We start from the raw sequence: 15,014 nt of genomic DNA, 5'->3' as shown, positions 1-15,014 counted from the left end.
CGAGGGCACGGAGCCACGGCCCCGACGTGGCGGCGTGGAGTCATGCCTCCGAACAGTGCTCTGCCCCGCACGAATGCACGGTGCGGCCTCAGCGGGCCGGACCGGGGGTGATCGTGCGCAGCCGGTCCCGGATGACCCGGACCGCCGACTCCGCGTTGTCCACGGTGATCGTGAAGGTGTGGCCGTCCCACAGACGCAGCACGATGCCCTCGCCACGGCGTACGACGACGGCAGTGCCCTTCTCGGGACGCCACCGGTAGCCCCAGCCGCCCCAGTGCCGCGGCGTGACCAGCGCGGTGAAGTCGGCGCCCGCCACATGGGAGAGCGGGATACGGCGGCGCGGCACCCCCATGTGGCCGCAGCGCACCTCGAGGGACTCCTTGTCGAGCCTGAGGTCGACGTGCACGAAGGCGAGTGTCCCGAAGAGGACCAGCAGACCGGCGGCGATGCAGCCCACGACGGACATCACCAGCGGGGCGATACCGGAGGTCCATGCCGAGTCCACCGCCAGCTCGATACCGAGCGCCATGCAGGCCGCGCCGACCAGGGCCAGCAGCCACTGGATCCGGTTGGTGGCGCGTCCGGTCCAGACCTCGGGGTGCGGGGTGTCGTCGGTGTGGGACTGGTCCCTCATGTTTATGAGGTTACTCAGGTTTCGCTGCGCGGGTAGGGCGTAGCGGAGGGTGACGCCCTAGGAGCCCGCACTGTGCCGAGTGCGCTCCGGCGGCGCCGGTCCGGTCAGCGGACGGGGCTGACCGCCTGCAGAAAACGGCCTTCCCCGTAGGACAGCGCCGTGTCCGGGAGGGTGGCCTCGCGACCGCTGAGCAGCACCGTGAGCGTGGTGTCGGCGACGGCGTCCGGGGCGGGCCGCGCGCCGATCCGGCGCAGGGCCTGTGCGGCCACCGCGTCGGCGGAGCCGTGCAGCATCAGCGGCGGACGGCCGGGCCGCTCGACGGCTGCCCGGATCCGCTCACCGACCAGCTCGTAGTTGGTGCAGCCGAGGACGACGGTGGTCACGTCCTCGGGGGTGCGGGCGGCGGCCGAGGCGATCGCGGCCTCGATCGCGGCCTCGTCGGCGTGGTGCACCGCGTCCGCGAGGCCGGGGCACGCCACCTCGGTGACGGCGACACCGGCGGCGAACTCCTCGATCAGACCACGCTGATAGGCGCTTCCGGTGGTGGCGGGGGTCGCCCAGATCGCGACGTGGCCGCCGCCCGCCGCGGCCGGCTTGATCGCCGGGACGGTGCCGATGATCGGCAGAACCGGTTCGAACCGGGCCCGCAGCTGCGGCAGGGAGTGCACGGACGCGGTGTTGCAGGCGACGATCAGGACATCGGCCTCATGGGCTGCGGCGGCCTCGGCCACGGCGAGGGCCCGCTGGGTGATGTCCTGCGGGGTGCGCGGTCCCCAGGGCATCCCGTCCGGGTCCCAGGAGAGCACGAGATCCGCGTCGGGCCGCAGCCGCCGTACCGCCGCGGCGGCGGGAAGCAGACCGATTCCGGAGTCCATGAGCGCGATCTTCACCCGGCCACGATAGACGATCGGGCCGTACGGGCCGGTCTGCTGGGGCAGACTGCGGGCGTGAGCGCCCCCCTGTGGATCACCGTCGTATCGCTGGCCGCCTGGTGCTGGCTGCTGCTGTGCCAGGGCTTCTTCTGGCGCACGGACGTCCGGCTTCCACCGCGCCGGGAGCCGGAGGCCTGGCCGCCGGTCTGTGTGGTCGTACCGGCCCGGGACGAGGCCGCCGTGCTGCCCGCGAGCCTGCCGTCGCTGCTGGCGCAGGACTATCCGGGGCGGGCCGAGGTCTTCCTGGTCGACGACGGGAGCACCGACGGCACCGGGGAGCTGGCCCGCGAGCTGTCCCGGCGGCAGGGCGGGCTGCCGCTGACCGTGGGCTCGCCGGGCGACCCGCCGGCGGGCTGGACGGGCAAGCTGTGGGCGGTGCGGCACGGCATCGGCCTGGCACGCGCGCGTGACCCCGCATACCTGCTGCTGACGGACGCGGACATCGCGCACGCGCCGGACAGTCTGCGCACGCTGGTGGCCGCGGCCCACGCCGGGGGCTACGACGTCGTGTCGCAGATGGCGCGGCTGCGGGTGGAGAGCGCGTGGGAGCGGCTGGTGGTCCCGGCGTTCGTGTACTTCTTCGCGCAGCTGTATCCCTTCCGGTGGATCGGCCGGAAGGGCTCGCGTACGGCCGCGGCGGCGGGCGGCTGTGTCCTGCTGCGCACGGGGGCGGCGGAGAAGGCGCGCATCCCGGACGGCATCCGGCACGCCGTCATCGACGACGTGGCGCTCGCCCGCGCGGTGAAGGGCGCCGGGGGGCACGTCTGGCTGGGGCTGGCGGACCGGGTGGACAGCGTGCGGCCGTATCCGCGGCTGCACGACCTGTGGCGCATGGTCTCGCGCAGCGCCTACGCCCAGCTGCGGCACAACCCGCTGCTGCTCCTCGGTACGGTCGCCGGGCTCGCGCTGGTGTACCTGGTGCCGCCCGCCGCGGTGGCCGTGGGAGCGGCGGGCGGCGGTACGGCGACGGCGGTCGCCGGCGCGGTGGCGTGGGCGGTGATGGCGGGGACGTACGTGCCGATGCTGCGCTACTACGACCAGCCGCTGTGGCTCGCCCCGCTGCTGCCGTTCACCGCGCTGCTGTACCTGCTGATGACGGTCGACTCGGCCGTGCAGCACTACCGGGGGCGCGGGGCCGCCTGGAAGGGCCGCACGTACACGCGTCCCGGCGCGGTGCCCGACGAGGGCTGAACCGGGTCACTTGCGGCCGGGGGTCCAGTTCATGCCCCATCCGTAGGCGCGGTCTATGGTCCGCTGCGGGCTCACCCCGCGCTCCGGCACCAGATACCGCGCCTCGCGCTGCACGAGGAGGTCACCGCCCGTGTTGGTGATGAGGGCGAGCGCGCACACGGTGGAGGGGACGGTGCACTCGTCGAGCGAGAAGTCGATCGGCGCCCCGTGCTGCGGCTGGAGGGTGACCGTGGCGTGCAGGTCGGCGAAGGAGCTGGCGCCCTCGTAGATGGTGACGAAGACGAGGATGCGCCGGAAGTCCTGCTTGTGGTCGAGGTTGATCGTCAGGTTCTCGCCGCTCGCCACCGCACCGGTGCGGTCGTCGCCGTCAAGGTGGATGTACGGCGGCCGGTTCAGCGCCCCGAAGGCGTTGCCGAGGGCCTGGACGACCCCTTTGCGGCCGTCGGCGAGCTCGTACAGGGCGCACAGGTCGAGGTCGACGTCTCCCTGCCCGCCTCCCCAGCGGCCGCCCCAGCCGGAAAGGTGTTTCCGCATCTGCCAGTTGAGGTTCACCCGCATCGCTCCGGAGGTGCCGCCCTGCTTGGCGAGCGAGACGGACGGCGCCGCCTTGGTGAGGGTGACCTTGGACAGCCGGACCGGCTGCGGCGCCGGGGGCGGGGCCATGGGCGGGGACGGCATGGCCGCCGGGGGCGGGGGCGTGGTCACCGGGTACGGCGCCGGGGCGGGCGGGGCGGGCGGAGCCGGGTAGGGCGCGGAGGCCGCCACGGTCGGTGGCGCGGGGTGTGGCGCGATGGGCGGTGCCGGGTGTGGGGCCGGGGCGGGCGGAGCCGGACGCCGGGGCTCGTCCACGGTGATGCCGAAGTCCGTTGCCAGACCTTCGAGTCCACTGCTGTAGCCCTGACCGACGGCGCGGAACTTCCACGCGCCCTGGCGGCGGTAGAACTCGCCGAGCACGAAGGCCGTCTCCACGGTCGCGCCGGGGCTGTCGAAGCGGGCGACCGCCTGGCCGCTCACGGCGTCGGTCACCTGGACGTAGAGGCCGGGAACCTGCCCGAAGGTCCCGCCGTCGGCGGAGGCCGCGAGCACGATCCGCTCGATCGCGCCCTCCACGCGCGCGAGGTCCACGGAAAGCGTGTCGGTCACGCCCGTGCCCGCCGTCCTCTTGCCTTCGTGACGCACCGCGCCGGAGGGATGGGCGGGCTGGTTGTAGAAGACGAAGTCGCCGTCGGAGCGGACCTTCCCGGTGGCCAGCAGCAGTGCGGAGGCGTCCGCGTCGGGCACCCCGGGCCCTGATCGCCAGCCCAGTTCGACGCGCAGGGCCGTGGTCGGCACCGGCGTGTTCGATCCTTTCTGCATTGACATGTCCGCCCCCATCCGTGTCGGTTTCCGGGCGGCCTCGGCCGTCGAGGTCACCCCTACCCGCACAACCTATTCGCGGGCACAGCGATCTCCCATGACCGGCACCGGAAGATCACCGGCCAACTGCCGGTAACCCCGCAGGAACTCGCCCTTTACACGATTAAAACGCCGGCAGACGTCCCATTTTGCCAAGTTCGCTCGGATTGGGGATCCCCGGTCACTGCCGGCACGGAAAACAACCCTCTTATCGGTCTCCCCAACGAGCACATCGTGGGCTTAACTTATGTCCCATGACCTCCCCCCGCTCCACTTATGGTGGCGGCTACTACTCCGCCTCCTTCCCGGACACCCCGATCTACGACTCGCTCGTCGCCGAGCGTGGCACCCCGCAGATCGCCCCGATCCGGGTCCCCGCCGCCTACGACACGGGCAGCAGCCTGCCCGCTCTGCCGTCGGCACTGCCCGCCCTCCCGGCGGCCCCCTCCCCGCAGGCCCCCGCCTACGGCTACCCCCAGACGCCGCAGCCCGCACCGCTGCAGCAGGCGCCCACGGCGTACATCCCGCAGCAGGCGGGCGCCCCGCGCGGCTATCCCGGCCAGCAGGCGCCGCAGCAACAGCGCCCGATGGGCATCGGCACCGGGTACGAGGCCATGCGCCCGGCCGCGCCGCGGCCCACGCCGGCTCCGTACCAGGACCCGTACAACAACCAGCAGTACCGCGGCTACTGACCGGCACCCCACCGCTGTCGGTGCCGGCTGGCACGATGGCGGTATGGGACACGCCGAAGTGCAGTCGATTCACGTTCATCCGGTCAAGGCACTCCAGGGGCACGCGCCCCGGGAGGCTGTGGTGGAGCCCTGGGGCCTGGCCGGAGACCGGCGCTGGACACTGATCGACGACGGGGGAAAGGTCGTCACTCAGCGCGAACAGGCGCGCCTCGCCCTGGCCGCCGCCGAGCTGCTGCCCGGCGGCGGCGTTCGTCTGTCCGCGCCCGGCCAGGAGCCGCTGACGGTGTCCGTGCCCGAGCCGGCCGGGACCGTGCCGGTGAACGTCTTCGGCGCGAAGGTCGAGGCGGTTCCCGCCGCGCCGGCCGCGCATGCCTGGTGCAGCGCCTATCTGCGGGCGGACGTCCGCCTCGTGCACATGGACGATCCGGCCACCCGCCGCCCGGTCGACCCCGAGTACGCCCTGCCCGGCGAGACGGTCAGCTTCGCCGACGGCTACCCCCTGCTGATCGCCACGACGGCCTCCCTCGACGCCCTGAACTCGCTGATATCCGACGGCTCGCACGCCCACGAGGGCCCGCTGCCGATGAACCGTTTCCGGCCCAACGTCGTCGTCGCCGGCACCGAGGCCTGGGCCGAGGACCACTGGTCACGGATCTCCGTCGGCGAGGTGGTCTTCCGCGTCGCGAAGGCGAGCGGGCGCTGTGTCGTCACCACCATCGACCAGGACACCGCCGTACGCGGCCGGGAGCCCCTGCGCACCCTGGCCCGCCATCGCAAGGTCGGCACGAGTCTGATCTTCGGCCAGAACCTCGTGCCCGTGTCGCCCGGCACGATCAGGGTGGGGGACCCGGTCCGGGTGCTGGGCTAGCCCTGACGACGGCCCCGACGGCCTCGACGGCCCGCGCGGCCTGCACGGCCTCGACGTAGAGACGAAGAGGGGAACCGTCGGCGGGGCATGGTCGTTGGGAGAACATGAGAGATTCATGAGAAGCCGCGTTCGCGAGCGTCCGCGGTGGACGTGATGTCGCTCTCTCTTGCTCCGGGCCGTGGATGCCCGCGCGGTCCGGGAGTTATGACGGAGCGGAAGGGGGTGGGGAGATGCGCGCTCTCAGCGGCCTCTGGCGCTGGCGGCACAATCCGCTGCGCCGCTCGACCGATCTCGCCGAGGCATGGGTGGCTCTCGTGGCGCTGGCGCTGATCGCCGTGGCCGTGCCCGTGACCGGCTGCCTGGTCGGCGCCGCCGCCCAGGACTCGCTGCAGCGGTCCGTGCGCGAACAGCACCGCACACGCCACCTGGTGATCGCCACAGTGGTGCGTGACCTGGGTGAAACCGCGCTCGACCCCGACCCGGACACCACGACGGTGCACGAGACCCACAGGCGGGTCCTGGCGGACTGGACCGCGGCGGACGGCACGCACCGCAGCGGCCCGGCCCTGGCGGACCTCAAGTCCCCGCACCCGGGTGACCACTTCAGGCTCTGGACGGACCCGCAGGGCCGAATAGCGGCTCGCCCGCTGGACTCCCCCACCGCGACGACCCACGCGGTGCTGGCCGGGATCGGCGCGGCCCTGCTGGTCGCAGGCCTGGTGGAAGGCTGTCGGCGGCTGACCGTGTGGCGCATGGTCCGCAGCCGGTACGCACGTTGGGACCAGGCCTGGGACCGGGCGGGACCGGACTGGGGCAAGGCGGGCACCGGCAGCTGACCGCCTTCCCGCTCTGGTCTACCCACCCTGCACGCACACGCTACGGTGGACCGGCCGAAGCGCTTTCGGCGACAACCCGCGGATGAGCGAACCGCAGGGGCACGCAGGTTTCGGGAGCGCGAGCGCGCACCAGCCCAGGCTGAGCACGGTCGCGATCCCGGCACCGGCGGCGCTGCCCCGACGGGAGCGAGCCATCAGTACGACGAGGTGGGGGCACAGCAACGCCATGGCACAGGGCACGGTCCAGGTGACGCACACCGGTACGTCGCGGTGGCGGCGCCGCACAGGTGAGTACGCTTCGCTCGCCGCCGCCCTGGAGGCCGCCGCCGACGGCGACGTCCTCACCATCGCCCCGGGCACCTACCGGGAAAATCTGGTGGTACAGCGGGCGGTGACGCTCCGTGGGCCCGAGGGCTCGCCCGGCTCCGTGCGGATCGCGCCCGTGGACGGCGTGCCGCTCACCGTGCGCGCCTCGGCCGTGGTGCAGGACCTGCATGTGGAGGGCCAGGACGCGGCGTCGCCCGCGCTGCTGGTCGAGGAGGGCACGCCCGAGCTGATGGACGTGCGGATCGTCACCCGGTCCGCCGCGGGCATCGAGGTGCGCGGCGGCGCCCGGCCGACGGTGCGCCGCTGCACCGTCGACAATCCGGCGGGCATCGGCATCGCCGTACTCGACGGCGGGGGCGGGGTGTTCGAGGAATGCGAGGTCGTCGCGGCCGGGCAGGCGGGCGTGGCCGTCCGGGGCGGCGCCCATCCGCGCCTGGAGCGCTGCCGGGTGCACCATGCCTCAGGAACCGGGCTGTCCGCGACCGGGGAGAACTCCGCGCTGGAGGCGGTGGGTTGCGAGATCTACGAGGTCCGCGGCTCCGGTGTGCAGGTCACCCAGCGGGCGGCGGCACATCTCACCGACTGCGATGTGCACCGCACCACCGCCGACGGCGTCACCATGGACACGGACGCGGTGCTCACCCTCGCCGACTGCCGTATCCACGACATCCCCGAGAACGCGGTCGATCTGCGCTCCCGCTCGGTGCTCACGCTCACCCGGACGACGGTCCGTCAGTTCGGGCGCAACGGCCTGTCGGTGTGGGACCCGGGGACCCGCGTGGACGCCAACCAGTGCGAGATCTTCGACAGCACCGGCGACTATCCGGCGGTGTGGGTCAGTGACGGCGCCACCGCCGTCCTCGACTCCTGCCGGGTGCACAATGTGCCGGACGCCCTGTTCGTGCTGGACCGAGGGTCGCGCGCGGACGTCGTGGACAGCGATCTGTCGCAGGTGCGCAACACGGCGGTGTCGGTGAGCGACGGTGCGACGGCGCAGCTCGACGACTGCCGGATCCGGGAGGCGGCGACCGGAGCGTGGTTCCGCGACCACGGCAGCGGCGGCACGCTGAACAACTGCACCCTGGACGGCACCCAGACCGGTGTGATCGTCACGAAGGGCGCCGACCCGACCATCGAGCGCTGCACGGTCGACTCCCCCGCCGAGGCCGGCTTCTACGTCTCCGCGGGCGGCCGCGGCAGCTTCCTGAACTGCCGGGTCAGCGGCAGCGCCGGGTACGGCTTCCATGTGATCGACGGCTGCCGCGCGACGCTGCGCAAGTGCCGTACGGAGCGCTGTGCGCGCGGCGGATACGAGTTCGCCGACGCGGGCCCCGACGCCGGGTCCGGGACGGGCCCGGTCGTGGAGGACTGCACCAGCGACGAGAGCGCCGGGCTGCGGCCGCCCGCGGCCCGTGAGACCGCCGTACAGACGATGGCGCACTCCCCCGGTCTGCTCGGCTCGATCCCCGGGCAGCGCAACACGGAGCAGGAGCCGCTGATCGCGGCCGCCGCGGCGGAGCCGCAGCAGCCGGTGCGGACGTCGAAGGACGTGCTCGGGGAACTCGACGCGCTGGTGGGCCTGGAGAGCGTCAAGCGGGAGGTGCGGGCGCTGACCGACATGATCGAGGTGGGCCGGCGCCGGCAGCAGGCCGGACTGAAGGCGGCCTCGGTCAAGCGGCATCTGGTCTTCACCGGCTCGCCGGGCACCGGCAAGACGACGGTCGCCCGGCTCTACGGCGAGATCCTCGCCGCCCTCGGTGTGCTGGAGAAGGGGCATCTGGTGGAGGTGTCCCGGGTCGACCTGGTCGGCGAGCACATCGGCTCCACGGCGATCCGCACCCAGGAGGCCTTCCAACGGGCGCACGGCGGTGTGCTGTTCATCGACGAGGCGTACGCGCTGTCCCCGGAGGACGCCGGGCGTGACTTCGGCAAGGAGGCCATCGACACGCTGGTGAAGCTGATGGAGGACCAGCGGGACGCGGTGGTGGTGATCGTCGCCGGCTACACGGCGGAGATGGAGCGCTTCCTGTCCGTCAACCCCGGTGTCGCCTCCCGCTTCTCGCGCACCATCACCTTCGGCGACTACGGCCCCGACGAACTGCTGCGGATCGTGGAGCAGCAGGCCGACGAGCACGAGTACCGGCTGGCGCCGGGCGCGTCCGAGGCGCTGCTGAAGTACTTCACGGCCATCCCCAAGGGCCCGGCGTTCGGCAACGGCCGTACCGCGCGCCAGACGTTCGAGGCGATGGTGGAGCGGCACGCGAGCCGCGTCGCCCAGCTGACGGACCCCACGACCGACGACCTGACCCTGCTGTTCGCGGCGGACCTGCCGACTCTGCCCTGAGCATCCGGCCGCACACGTTTTCCTGAGGGGGATCCGGTATGAAGGCGCTGGTGACGCTCGCCCGGCTCTATGTGACCGACCTGGACGAGGCACTGCCCGCACTGCGCGAGCTGACGGGTCAGGACGTGCGCACCCGGTTCTCCTACGGCGAGGTGGAACTCGCCAGTATCGGCGGCTTCCTGCTCGTCGCGGGCAGCGAGCAGGCCCTCGCCCCGTTCCGGGACGTGCAGAGCACGGTGCTCGTGGACACCCTGGACGGCCTGCAGGCGCTGCTGGCCGAGCACGGCGGAGAGCTTCTCGACGGCCCGAACGAGGTGCCCACCGGCCGCAACGCGACCGTGCGGCATCCGGGCGGTGTCGTCCTGGAGTACGTCGAGCACACGGCCTAGCCGAGGCCTAGCTGGGCTCCCCCGTAGGCACCCCGGGCTCGACCGGTTCCGGTCGTTGCCTCGGCAGCTCGGGGCGTAGCCGGTTCAGCAGTCTGGCGCGTTCTCGGGCGAAGTCGGGGTCGGCCTGGTAGTCGGAGTGGCCGAGGATGGGGGCGGGGAGGGGGTGCGCGGGTGTGCGGCCGTAGGCGAGCGGGTCGCGCAGGGGGGCGTGGTCGACCTCGGGGGTGGTGTCGTCGGGGACGCGGACGGGGCCGCCGATGGGGTCGGTGAGCCGGTAGAGATTGCCCCAGCAGGCGACGTCGCGGTGCAGGGCGGCCAGCGCGGGCGGTCCGAAGTGGGCCGGGAACCAGCGGCCGTAGAGGCGCTCCAGCGGGGAGCCGTAGGTGAGCAGCGCGATCCGGCCGCGGACGGACGGGGGCAGCTGCCAGGCGGCCGCGGCGGCGAGGACGCTGCCCTGGGAGTGGCCGGAGAGCACGAGACGGCCTCCGGTGCGCTGGGTCCAGGTGGCCATGCGCCAGGTCAGGTCCGGCACGGCGCGCTCGGCGTAGCACGGTGGGGCGAAGGGGTGCGCGGCGCGCGGCCAGAAGGTGCCGACGTCCCAGAGGATGCCGATGGTGCGGCGCGCCGAGGCGTCCTTGTAGGCGCGCCGGCCCCAGGTCACGAACAGTATGAAGCCGAGGCCGACCAGCCAGGAGCCCAGCGCCTGTGAGGTCTCGGCGACGGCCTGCATGACGTCGTAGGTGCGGCGGGCGGCTCCGTCGGGCGTCTTCCCGGTGGCCAGCGCACCGGCCAGCGCCACGGCACCGAGCACCAGGGTGGTGACGGTGAGCACGGCGACGACGAAGGGAGCCCGGTCGGTGAGGGCGGCCATCGCACGGACCTGGGCGATGGCGTGGGTACGGCCCGGGTCCTCGGGTTCGCCGGGATGCTCCTCGCGGACCCGGTCGCGTTCGGCGCGGGCCAGCCGGGCGGTGCGCATCCCGAGACCGGCGGCGACGATCAGCAGGACCGCGAGGACCGGCGGGATCGTGGACGCCTGCCAGGTCAGCAGGACGGGCGGCCCGGGCAGCAGGGCGTGGGTGCCGTCCAGCCAGTCGGCGACGCGCTGCGCGACCCCGCCGGACATCACACCGCCCAGTGCACAGGCGAGCAGGGCGACGGCCGGTCCACTGAGGCCGCGCATCCCGGCGCGCGGATCGGGGCTGCGGCGGTACAGGTCCCGGGCCACCACGGCGAGCGCGACGACCAGCAGCCCCTGGGCCAGCATGAGGGTGCCGAAGGCCGGGTCGCCCGCCAGCCGCCCGGTGGACCGCCAGCCGGGCCGGGCCCAGCCGGCGTAGACCATGGTGAGCAGGAGCAGAGCGAGCGCACCGAGCGGCAGCCCGCGGACGAGTTGCCGGTCGAGTCGCTGGTCCAGCAGGTTCTCGCTGCGGCCCCGGCGGCAGACGACGGCCACCGCGGCCATCGCGCAGGCCAACAGGGCCGCGGTGAGCAGCCAGCTCAGGACGTCCAGGGCGGCGGGGCCGCCGGGCCGGTGGTCGAAGGCGGCCGGCGGGGCGGCCACGGCGGCGGCGACGGTCAGCAGGGCGGCGGCGGTGTGCGCGGCGCGCAGCCGGGCCACGATCCGGCGGCCGTACCAGAAGCCGGGCAGGGCGAGTGCGCTGCCCTCGGTGTCCGGTTCGGGGTCGTGGGACATCGGCCGGTGGGATTCGTACGCGCTCCATGTGCGGTGCGACAGGTACCAGAGCAGGCAGGTCAGCGCGGCCGGCGCCAGTGCGGCGAGGGCGAGCCGGCGGCCGGGCAGGCTCCACCAGGTGTCGTGTCCGGCGCGGGCCGCGGGCACCCGGGGGGCGAGGAAGGCGAGCCAGGAGTGACGGCTGGTGCAGTCGTGGACGCCGGCGCATTGCCAGGCGACCAGGTCCAGGGCCACCTCGCAGGCGGCGGCGACCAGCAGCACGGTCAGGGTGAGGGCGGCCAGCCGTACGAGGAGGCCGTACAAGCGTACGGCGCGGTGCCGGCCGGGGGCGGCGGGGCGCATCCAGTGGGCAAGGTTGACCACCATGAACGGGAGCAGCACCAGCCACAGGGCGCGACTGCTGTCGCCGGAGGTGAGGTTGCACCAGACGTACGCCTCCTGGACGGGTTCGTCCCGGTGGCTGTCCTTGGCCTCGGTGTCCTCGGCGCGCCGGTAGACGGCGGCCGTGTCGTCACCGGTGACCCGGACGGTGCGCGGGTCGCCGAGCATCTGCTCGGGAGTGGTCCCGCCCACCCCGTGCACCAGCAACTCCAGCTCGGGCTCCGGCCCGACATCGTTGTCAGCTCGCTGTCCGGCAGGGCGTTCCTGTGTGCGGTCCACTGTTCTCGCACCCCCGAGAGGCGCCGAAGGCAGGTGTCGATGCGGGCTTCAGGTTCTCCGCTCCGGTGGCGGTGTACACCTCTCGTCACGGAATCTCCCCGATCCGTGTGACGGCGGCCGAAACGGGCGGGGCGGGCGTGGCATGTGCGCATGGTGACAGGTGGTGGCGCAATCCCCGCCGACCCGTGAAAGGATGGGGCGCCCGCGTGTCTCCGGACGGACGGTATCTCCTGGTCGGAGGCGTGGCGCGGGGGTGTCCAGCGGATGACGGCGAAAGGACCGGAGCGTACGTGAGCGAGAATCAGAACCTCCTCGCGGAGCAGCGACGCGCCCTGATCCTGGACGAGGTCCGGCGCCGGGGCGGTGTGCGCGTCAACGAACTGACCCGCAAGCTCGGCGTGTCGGACATGACGGTGCGCCGCGACCTGGACGCCCTCGCCCGCCAGGGCGTGCTGGAGAAGGTGCACGGCGGCGCGGTGCCCGTGGTCGAGGCCAGCACCCATGAGCCGGGCTTCGAGGCCAAGTCGGGTCTGGAGCTGACGGCCAAGGAGGACATCGCGCGGACCGCCGCCCGGCTGGTCACCCCGGGCACGGCGATCGCCCTGTCCGGCGGTACGACGACGTACGCGCTCGCGCAGCACCTGCTGGAGGTGCCCGACCTGACCGTGGTGACGAACTCGGTGCGGGTGGCGGACGTCTTCCACGCGGCGCAGCGCACCTCGGGCCAGCGGCAGGGCGCGGCCACGGTGGTGCTGACCGGCGGGGTGCGCACCCCGTCGGACTCGCTGGTGGGCCCGGTGGCCGACCAGGCGATCGCCGCCCTCCACTTCGATCTGCTCTTCCTCGGGGTGCACGGCATATCGGTCGAGGCCGGTCTGTCCACGCCGAACCTCGCCGAGGCGGAGACGAACCGGCGGCTGGTGCACTCCGCACGCCGGGTCGTGGTGGTCGCCGACCACACCAAGTGGGGCACGGTGGGCCTGAGTTCGTTCGCCACGCTGGAGCAGGTGGACACGCTCGTCACCGACGCGGGGCTGCCGGCCGAGGCGCGCACGGAGATCTCGGAGCATCTGCGCGTGGTGGTGGCGGGCGAGCCCGGGGAAGACGACACAGACATCTGAGGGCCCGTCAGCTATGGTGGCCCTTGCCCGGTCGGCCGCCCTGCGGGAGGGGCACAAGGGGGTTTGCGTCCATGGCTCGTCGTCTGCGCCCGGTGGGCCTCGACTTCGTCGGGGCGGCGCCCGTCCGTCTGGTCTTCGCGCGGAACCTGTCCGCGTCCCCCGAGCAGGTCTTCCACGCGCTCGCGGAGGACGTGCCCGGCTGGACGCAGTGGTTCTCGGCGGTGACGCTCGCCCGGGCCACCGACGGCGGCGCCGGGCGTGAGATCCGGCTCCGGGGCGGGACCCGCTTCACGGAGACGGTCCTCGTGGCCAAGGAGCCCGAGGTGTACGCCTACCGCGTCGACACCACCAACGCACCGGGCGCTCAAGCCCTGGTCGAGGAGTGGCGCCTGACCCCTCGCGGCGCCGGCACACTCGTGCAGTGGACCTTCGCCGCCGACGGGACGGCGCCGTTCCGGTTCGTCCTCGGTCTGGCCCGGCCGGGCCTGGGGCGCGCCTTCCGTGACGCGGTGACATCCCTGGACCGGCGCCTGACGCAGCGGTGATCAGCCGGGGCCGCGGGCGTGAAGTGCCGCGGCCCCGGAGGGACTCCGCCGCGTCAGACCCGGAAGATGTCCAGGAAGGTGCTCCAGAACCCCTTCTTCCTGGCCGGTTCCTGGCGGGCGGCGGTGGCCGACACCGTGGAGAGCGGCTGGTCCGCTGCGGCGGGAACGGTCCGGCTCTGCAGTGCGGAGGCCATGCGGGTGGCCGGTGTCGGGCTGAAGGCCACGGGCAGCGCGACCAGCGCCCGGTGGAACGGGCCCGGCCGCCATTGGAGGTCCTTCTCGGGGACGGCCAGGATCAGATCGGGCAGGGCGTTGAGGAGCTTCTCGATCGCGGTGACGGCGATGACCTGCGCCGGGTCCTTGGCCGGGCACGCATGCGGTCCTGCTCCCCAGCCCAGGTGGGCGCCCTTGCTGTGCATCCGGCGGGCCTCGACGAGCGCGGGATCGCTGTTGGCCGCGGCGAAACTGATGACGACCGGCGTCCCCTCCTCGGCCACCACTCCCCCGAGGTCCACGTCCTGGACCGGGTAGTGGGTGGCGTAGTTGGCGATCGGCGTCTGGTTCCACAGCACGTGATCGATCGCCTCCTCGATCAGCAGCCCGGAGTCGCGCCCGCTGGTGTCGGGTGACAGCAGCAGGAGCAGTGCGTTGCAGATGAGGTTGCGCTCGGGTTCCACGCCGGCGCCCATCAGAACGATGAGCTGGTCCCTGAGCTCCTCGTCGGTCAGTCCCGCGGGGTGCTCGATCAGCCAGGAGGTGACGTCGTCGCCGGGCTGGCGCCGCTTCAGGGCGACCAGTTCCATGAGGCAGGTGTTGATGTCCTCGCTGGCGCGCTGGGCGTCGTTGCCGTCGAACATCGCCGACATGGCGCTGGTGAGGGTGTCACCGATGTCCGCCGGGCAGCCGAAGAGCTTGTTGAACAGCAGCAGCGGCAGCAGTTTGGCGTAGTCGTTGAGGAGGTCGGCCCGGCCCCGCTCGCTGAACCGGTCGATGAGGTAGTCGGCGATGGGCTCGACGTCGCGGCGGACACGGGTGATGTTGAGCCGGGCGAGGCTGTCCGTGACGGCCTTGCGCAGCCGCAGGTGCACGGCGCCGTCGGTGAACAGGCAGTTGGGCCGGTACGCCATCATCGGCAGCACCGGGCTGTCCAGCGCGATCCGCCCTTCGTTCAGCGCCTTCCAGCGGCGGGCGTCCCGGGCGAAGAGCGTGGAGTTCTGCAGCACGCGCAGCGCCAGCTCGTGGTCGACGACCAGATGGGCGTCCACGCCGGGGGCGAGTTCGACCGGGCCGGCCGGACCGTGGGCGCGCAACCGGTCGTAGACCTGGTGGGGGTCGGTGGCGAACGCCGCGTCGTGCATGGGGCATCTGGCCCCGGCGGGGGCGG

General features: G+C 73.0%; 13 protein-coding genes. 8 read left to right on the top strand and 5 right to left on the bottom strand.

Annotated features, from left to right (window positions below; genetic code table 11):
* Nucleotides 1–88: 88 nt before the first annotated feature.
* On the bottom strand, nucleotides 89–634 hold the full coding sequence (locus AB5L52_RS38585; protein ID WP_369367974.1) for a hypothetical protein: 546 nt from the start codon (nucleotides 632–634) through the stop codon (nucleotides 89–91).
* 104 nt (nucleotides 635–738) lie between these two features.
* Nucleotides 739–1,524, bottom strand: coding sequence for an aspartate/glutamate racemase family protein (locus AB5L52_RS38580; protein ID WP_351019313.1), 786 nt, complete (start codon nucleotides 1,522–1,524; stop codon nucleotides 739–741).
* A gap of 39 nt (nucleotides 1,525–1,563) precedes the next feature.
* Here AB5L52_RS38580 and AB5L52_RS38575 point away from each other — a divergent pair, with 39 nt between their 5' ends.
* Nucleotides 1,564–2,757 (top strand): glycosyltransferase, encoded by a 1,194-nt coding sequence (locus AB5L52_RS38575; RefSeq protein ID WP_369369040.1) that lies wholly within the window; start codon nucleotides 1,564–1,566, stop codon nucleotides 2,755–2,757.
* Between the two features lie 6 nt (nucleotides 2,758–2,763).
* Here AB5L52_RS38575 and AB5L52_RS38570 read toward each other — a convergent pair whose 3' ends face one another.
* Nucleotides 2,764–4,131 (bottom strand): TerD family protein, encoded by a 1,368-nt coding sequence (locus AB5L52_RS38570; protein ID WP_369367973.1) that lies wholly within the window; start codon nucleotides 4,129–4,131, stop codon nucleotides 2,764–2,766.
* A gap of 275 nt (nucleotides 4,132–4,406) precedes the next feature.
* On the opposite strand from AB5L52_RS38570, the gene AB5L52_RS38565 reads away from it, so the two are divergent.
* From AB5L52_RS38565 to AB5L52_RS38545, 5 genes are all read left to right on the top strand, one after another.
* On the top strand, nucleotides 4,407–4,844 hold the full coding sequence (locus tag AB5L52_RS38565) for a DUF6643 family protein (protein ID WP_351019322.1): 438 nt from the start codon (nucleotides 4,407–4,409) through the stop codon (nucleotides 4,842–4,844).
* Nucleotides 4,845–4,887: 43 nt separating this feature from the next.
* Complete coding sequence (locus tag AB5L52_RS38560; protein WP_351565151.1) at nucleotides 4,888–5,712, top strand: MOSC N-terminal beta barrel domain-containing protein; 825 nt, start codon at nucleotides 4,888–4,890, stop codon at nucleotides 5,710–5,712.
* A gap of 230 nt (nucleotides 5,713–5,942) precedes the next feature.
* Nucleotides 5,943–6,548 (top strand): hypothetical protein, encoded by a 606-nt coding sequence (locus tag AB5L52_RS38555; RefSeq protein WP_369367972.1) that lies wholly within the window; start codon nucleotides 5,943–5,945, stop codon nucleotides 6,546–6,548.
* Between the two features lie 226 nt (nucleotides 6,549–6,774).
* A complete protein-coding gene (locus tag AB5L52_RS38550) occupies nucleotides 6,775–9,219 on the top strand; it encodes a right-handed parallel beta-helix repeat-containing protein (protein WP_369369039.1) in 2,445 nt (814 codons plus the stop codon).
* 38 nt (nucleotides 9,220–9,257) lie between these two features.
* Nucleotides 9,258–9,608 carry a VOC family protein gene (locus tag AB5L52_RS38545; RefSeq protein ID WP_369367971.1) on the top strand — a complete coding sequence of 117 codons (351 nt, stop codon included), beginning with the start codon at nucleotides 9,258–9,260 and terminating at the stop codon, nucleotides 9,606–9,608.
* A 7-nt stretch (nucleotides 9,609–9,615) separates the two neighbouring features.
* Here AB5L52_RS38545 and AB5L52_RS38540 read toward each other — a convergent pair whose 3' ends face one another.
* Nucleotides 9,616–11,853 (bottom strand): hypothetical protein, encoded by a 2,238-nt coding sequence (locus AB5L52_RS38540; RefSeq protein WP_369369038.1) that lies wholly within the window; start codon nucleotides 11,851–11,853, stop codon nucleotides 9,616–9,618.
* Between the two features lie 401 nt (nucleotides 11,854–12,254).
* Here AB5L52_RS38540 and AB5L52_RS38535 point away from each other — a divergent pair, with 401 nt between their 5' ends.
* Nucleotides 12,255–13,085 carry a DeoR/GlpR family DNA-binding transcription regulator gene (locus AB5L52_RS38535; RefSeq protein WP_351019332.1) on the top strand — a complete coding sequence of 277 codons (831 nt, stop codon included), beginning with the start codon at nucleotides 12,255–12,257 and terminating at the stop codon, nucleotides 13,083–13,085.
* 71 nt (nucleotides 13,086–13,156) lie between these two features.
* The gene (locus tag AB5L52_RS38530) at nucleotides 13,157–13,630 is read left to right on the top strand and encodes an SRPBCC family protein (RefSeq protein ID WP_351019335.1); all 474 of its coding nucleotides are present in this window, start codon (nucleotides 13,157–13,159) and stop codon (nucleotides 13,628–13,630) included.
* Between the two features lie 53 nt (nucleotides 13,631–13,683).
* On the opposite strand, the gene AB5L52_RS38525 is transcribed toward AB5L52_RS38530, so the two are convergent.
* Complete coding sequence (locus tag AB5L52_RS38525) at nucleotides 13,684–14,988, bottom strand: cytochrome P450 (protein ID WP_351019490.1); 1,305 nt, start codon at nucleotides 14,986–14,988, stop codon at nucleotides 13,684–13,686.
* Nucleotides 14,989–15,014 lie beyond the last annotated feature (26 nt).

The organism is Streptomyces sp. CG4 (assembly GCF_041080655.1).
Classification (GTDB): domain Bacteria; phylum Actinomycetota; class Actinomycetes; order Streptomycetales; family Streptomycetaceae; genus Streptomyces.
The sequence above is the reverse complement of the archived record's forward strand: the minus strand, read 5'-3'. Positions and strand labels throughout refer to the sequence as shown.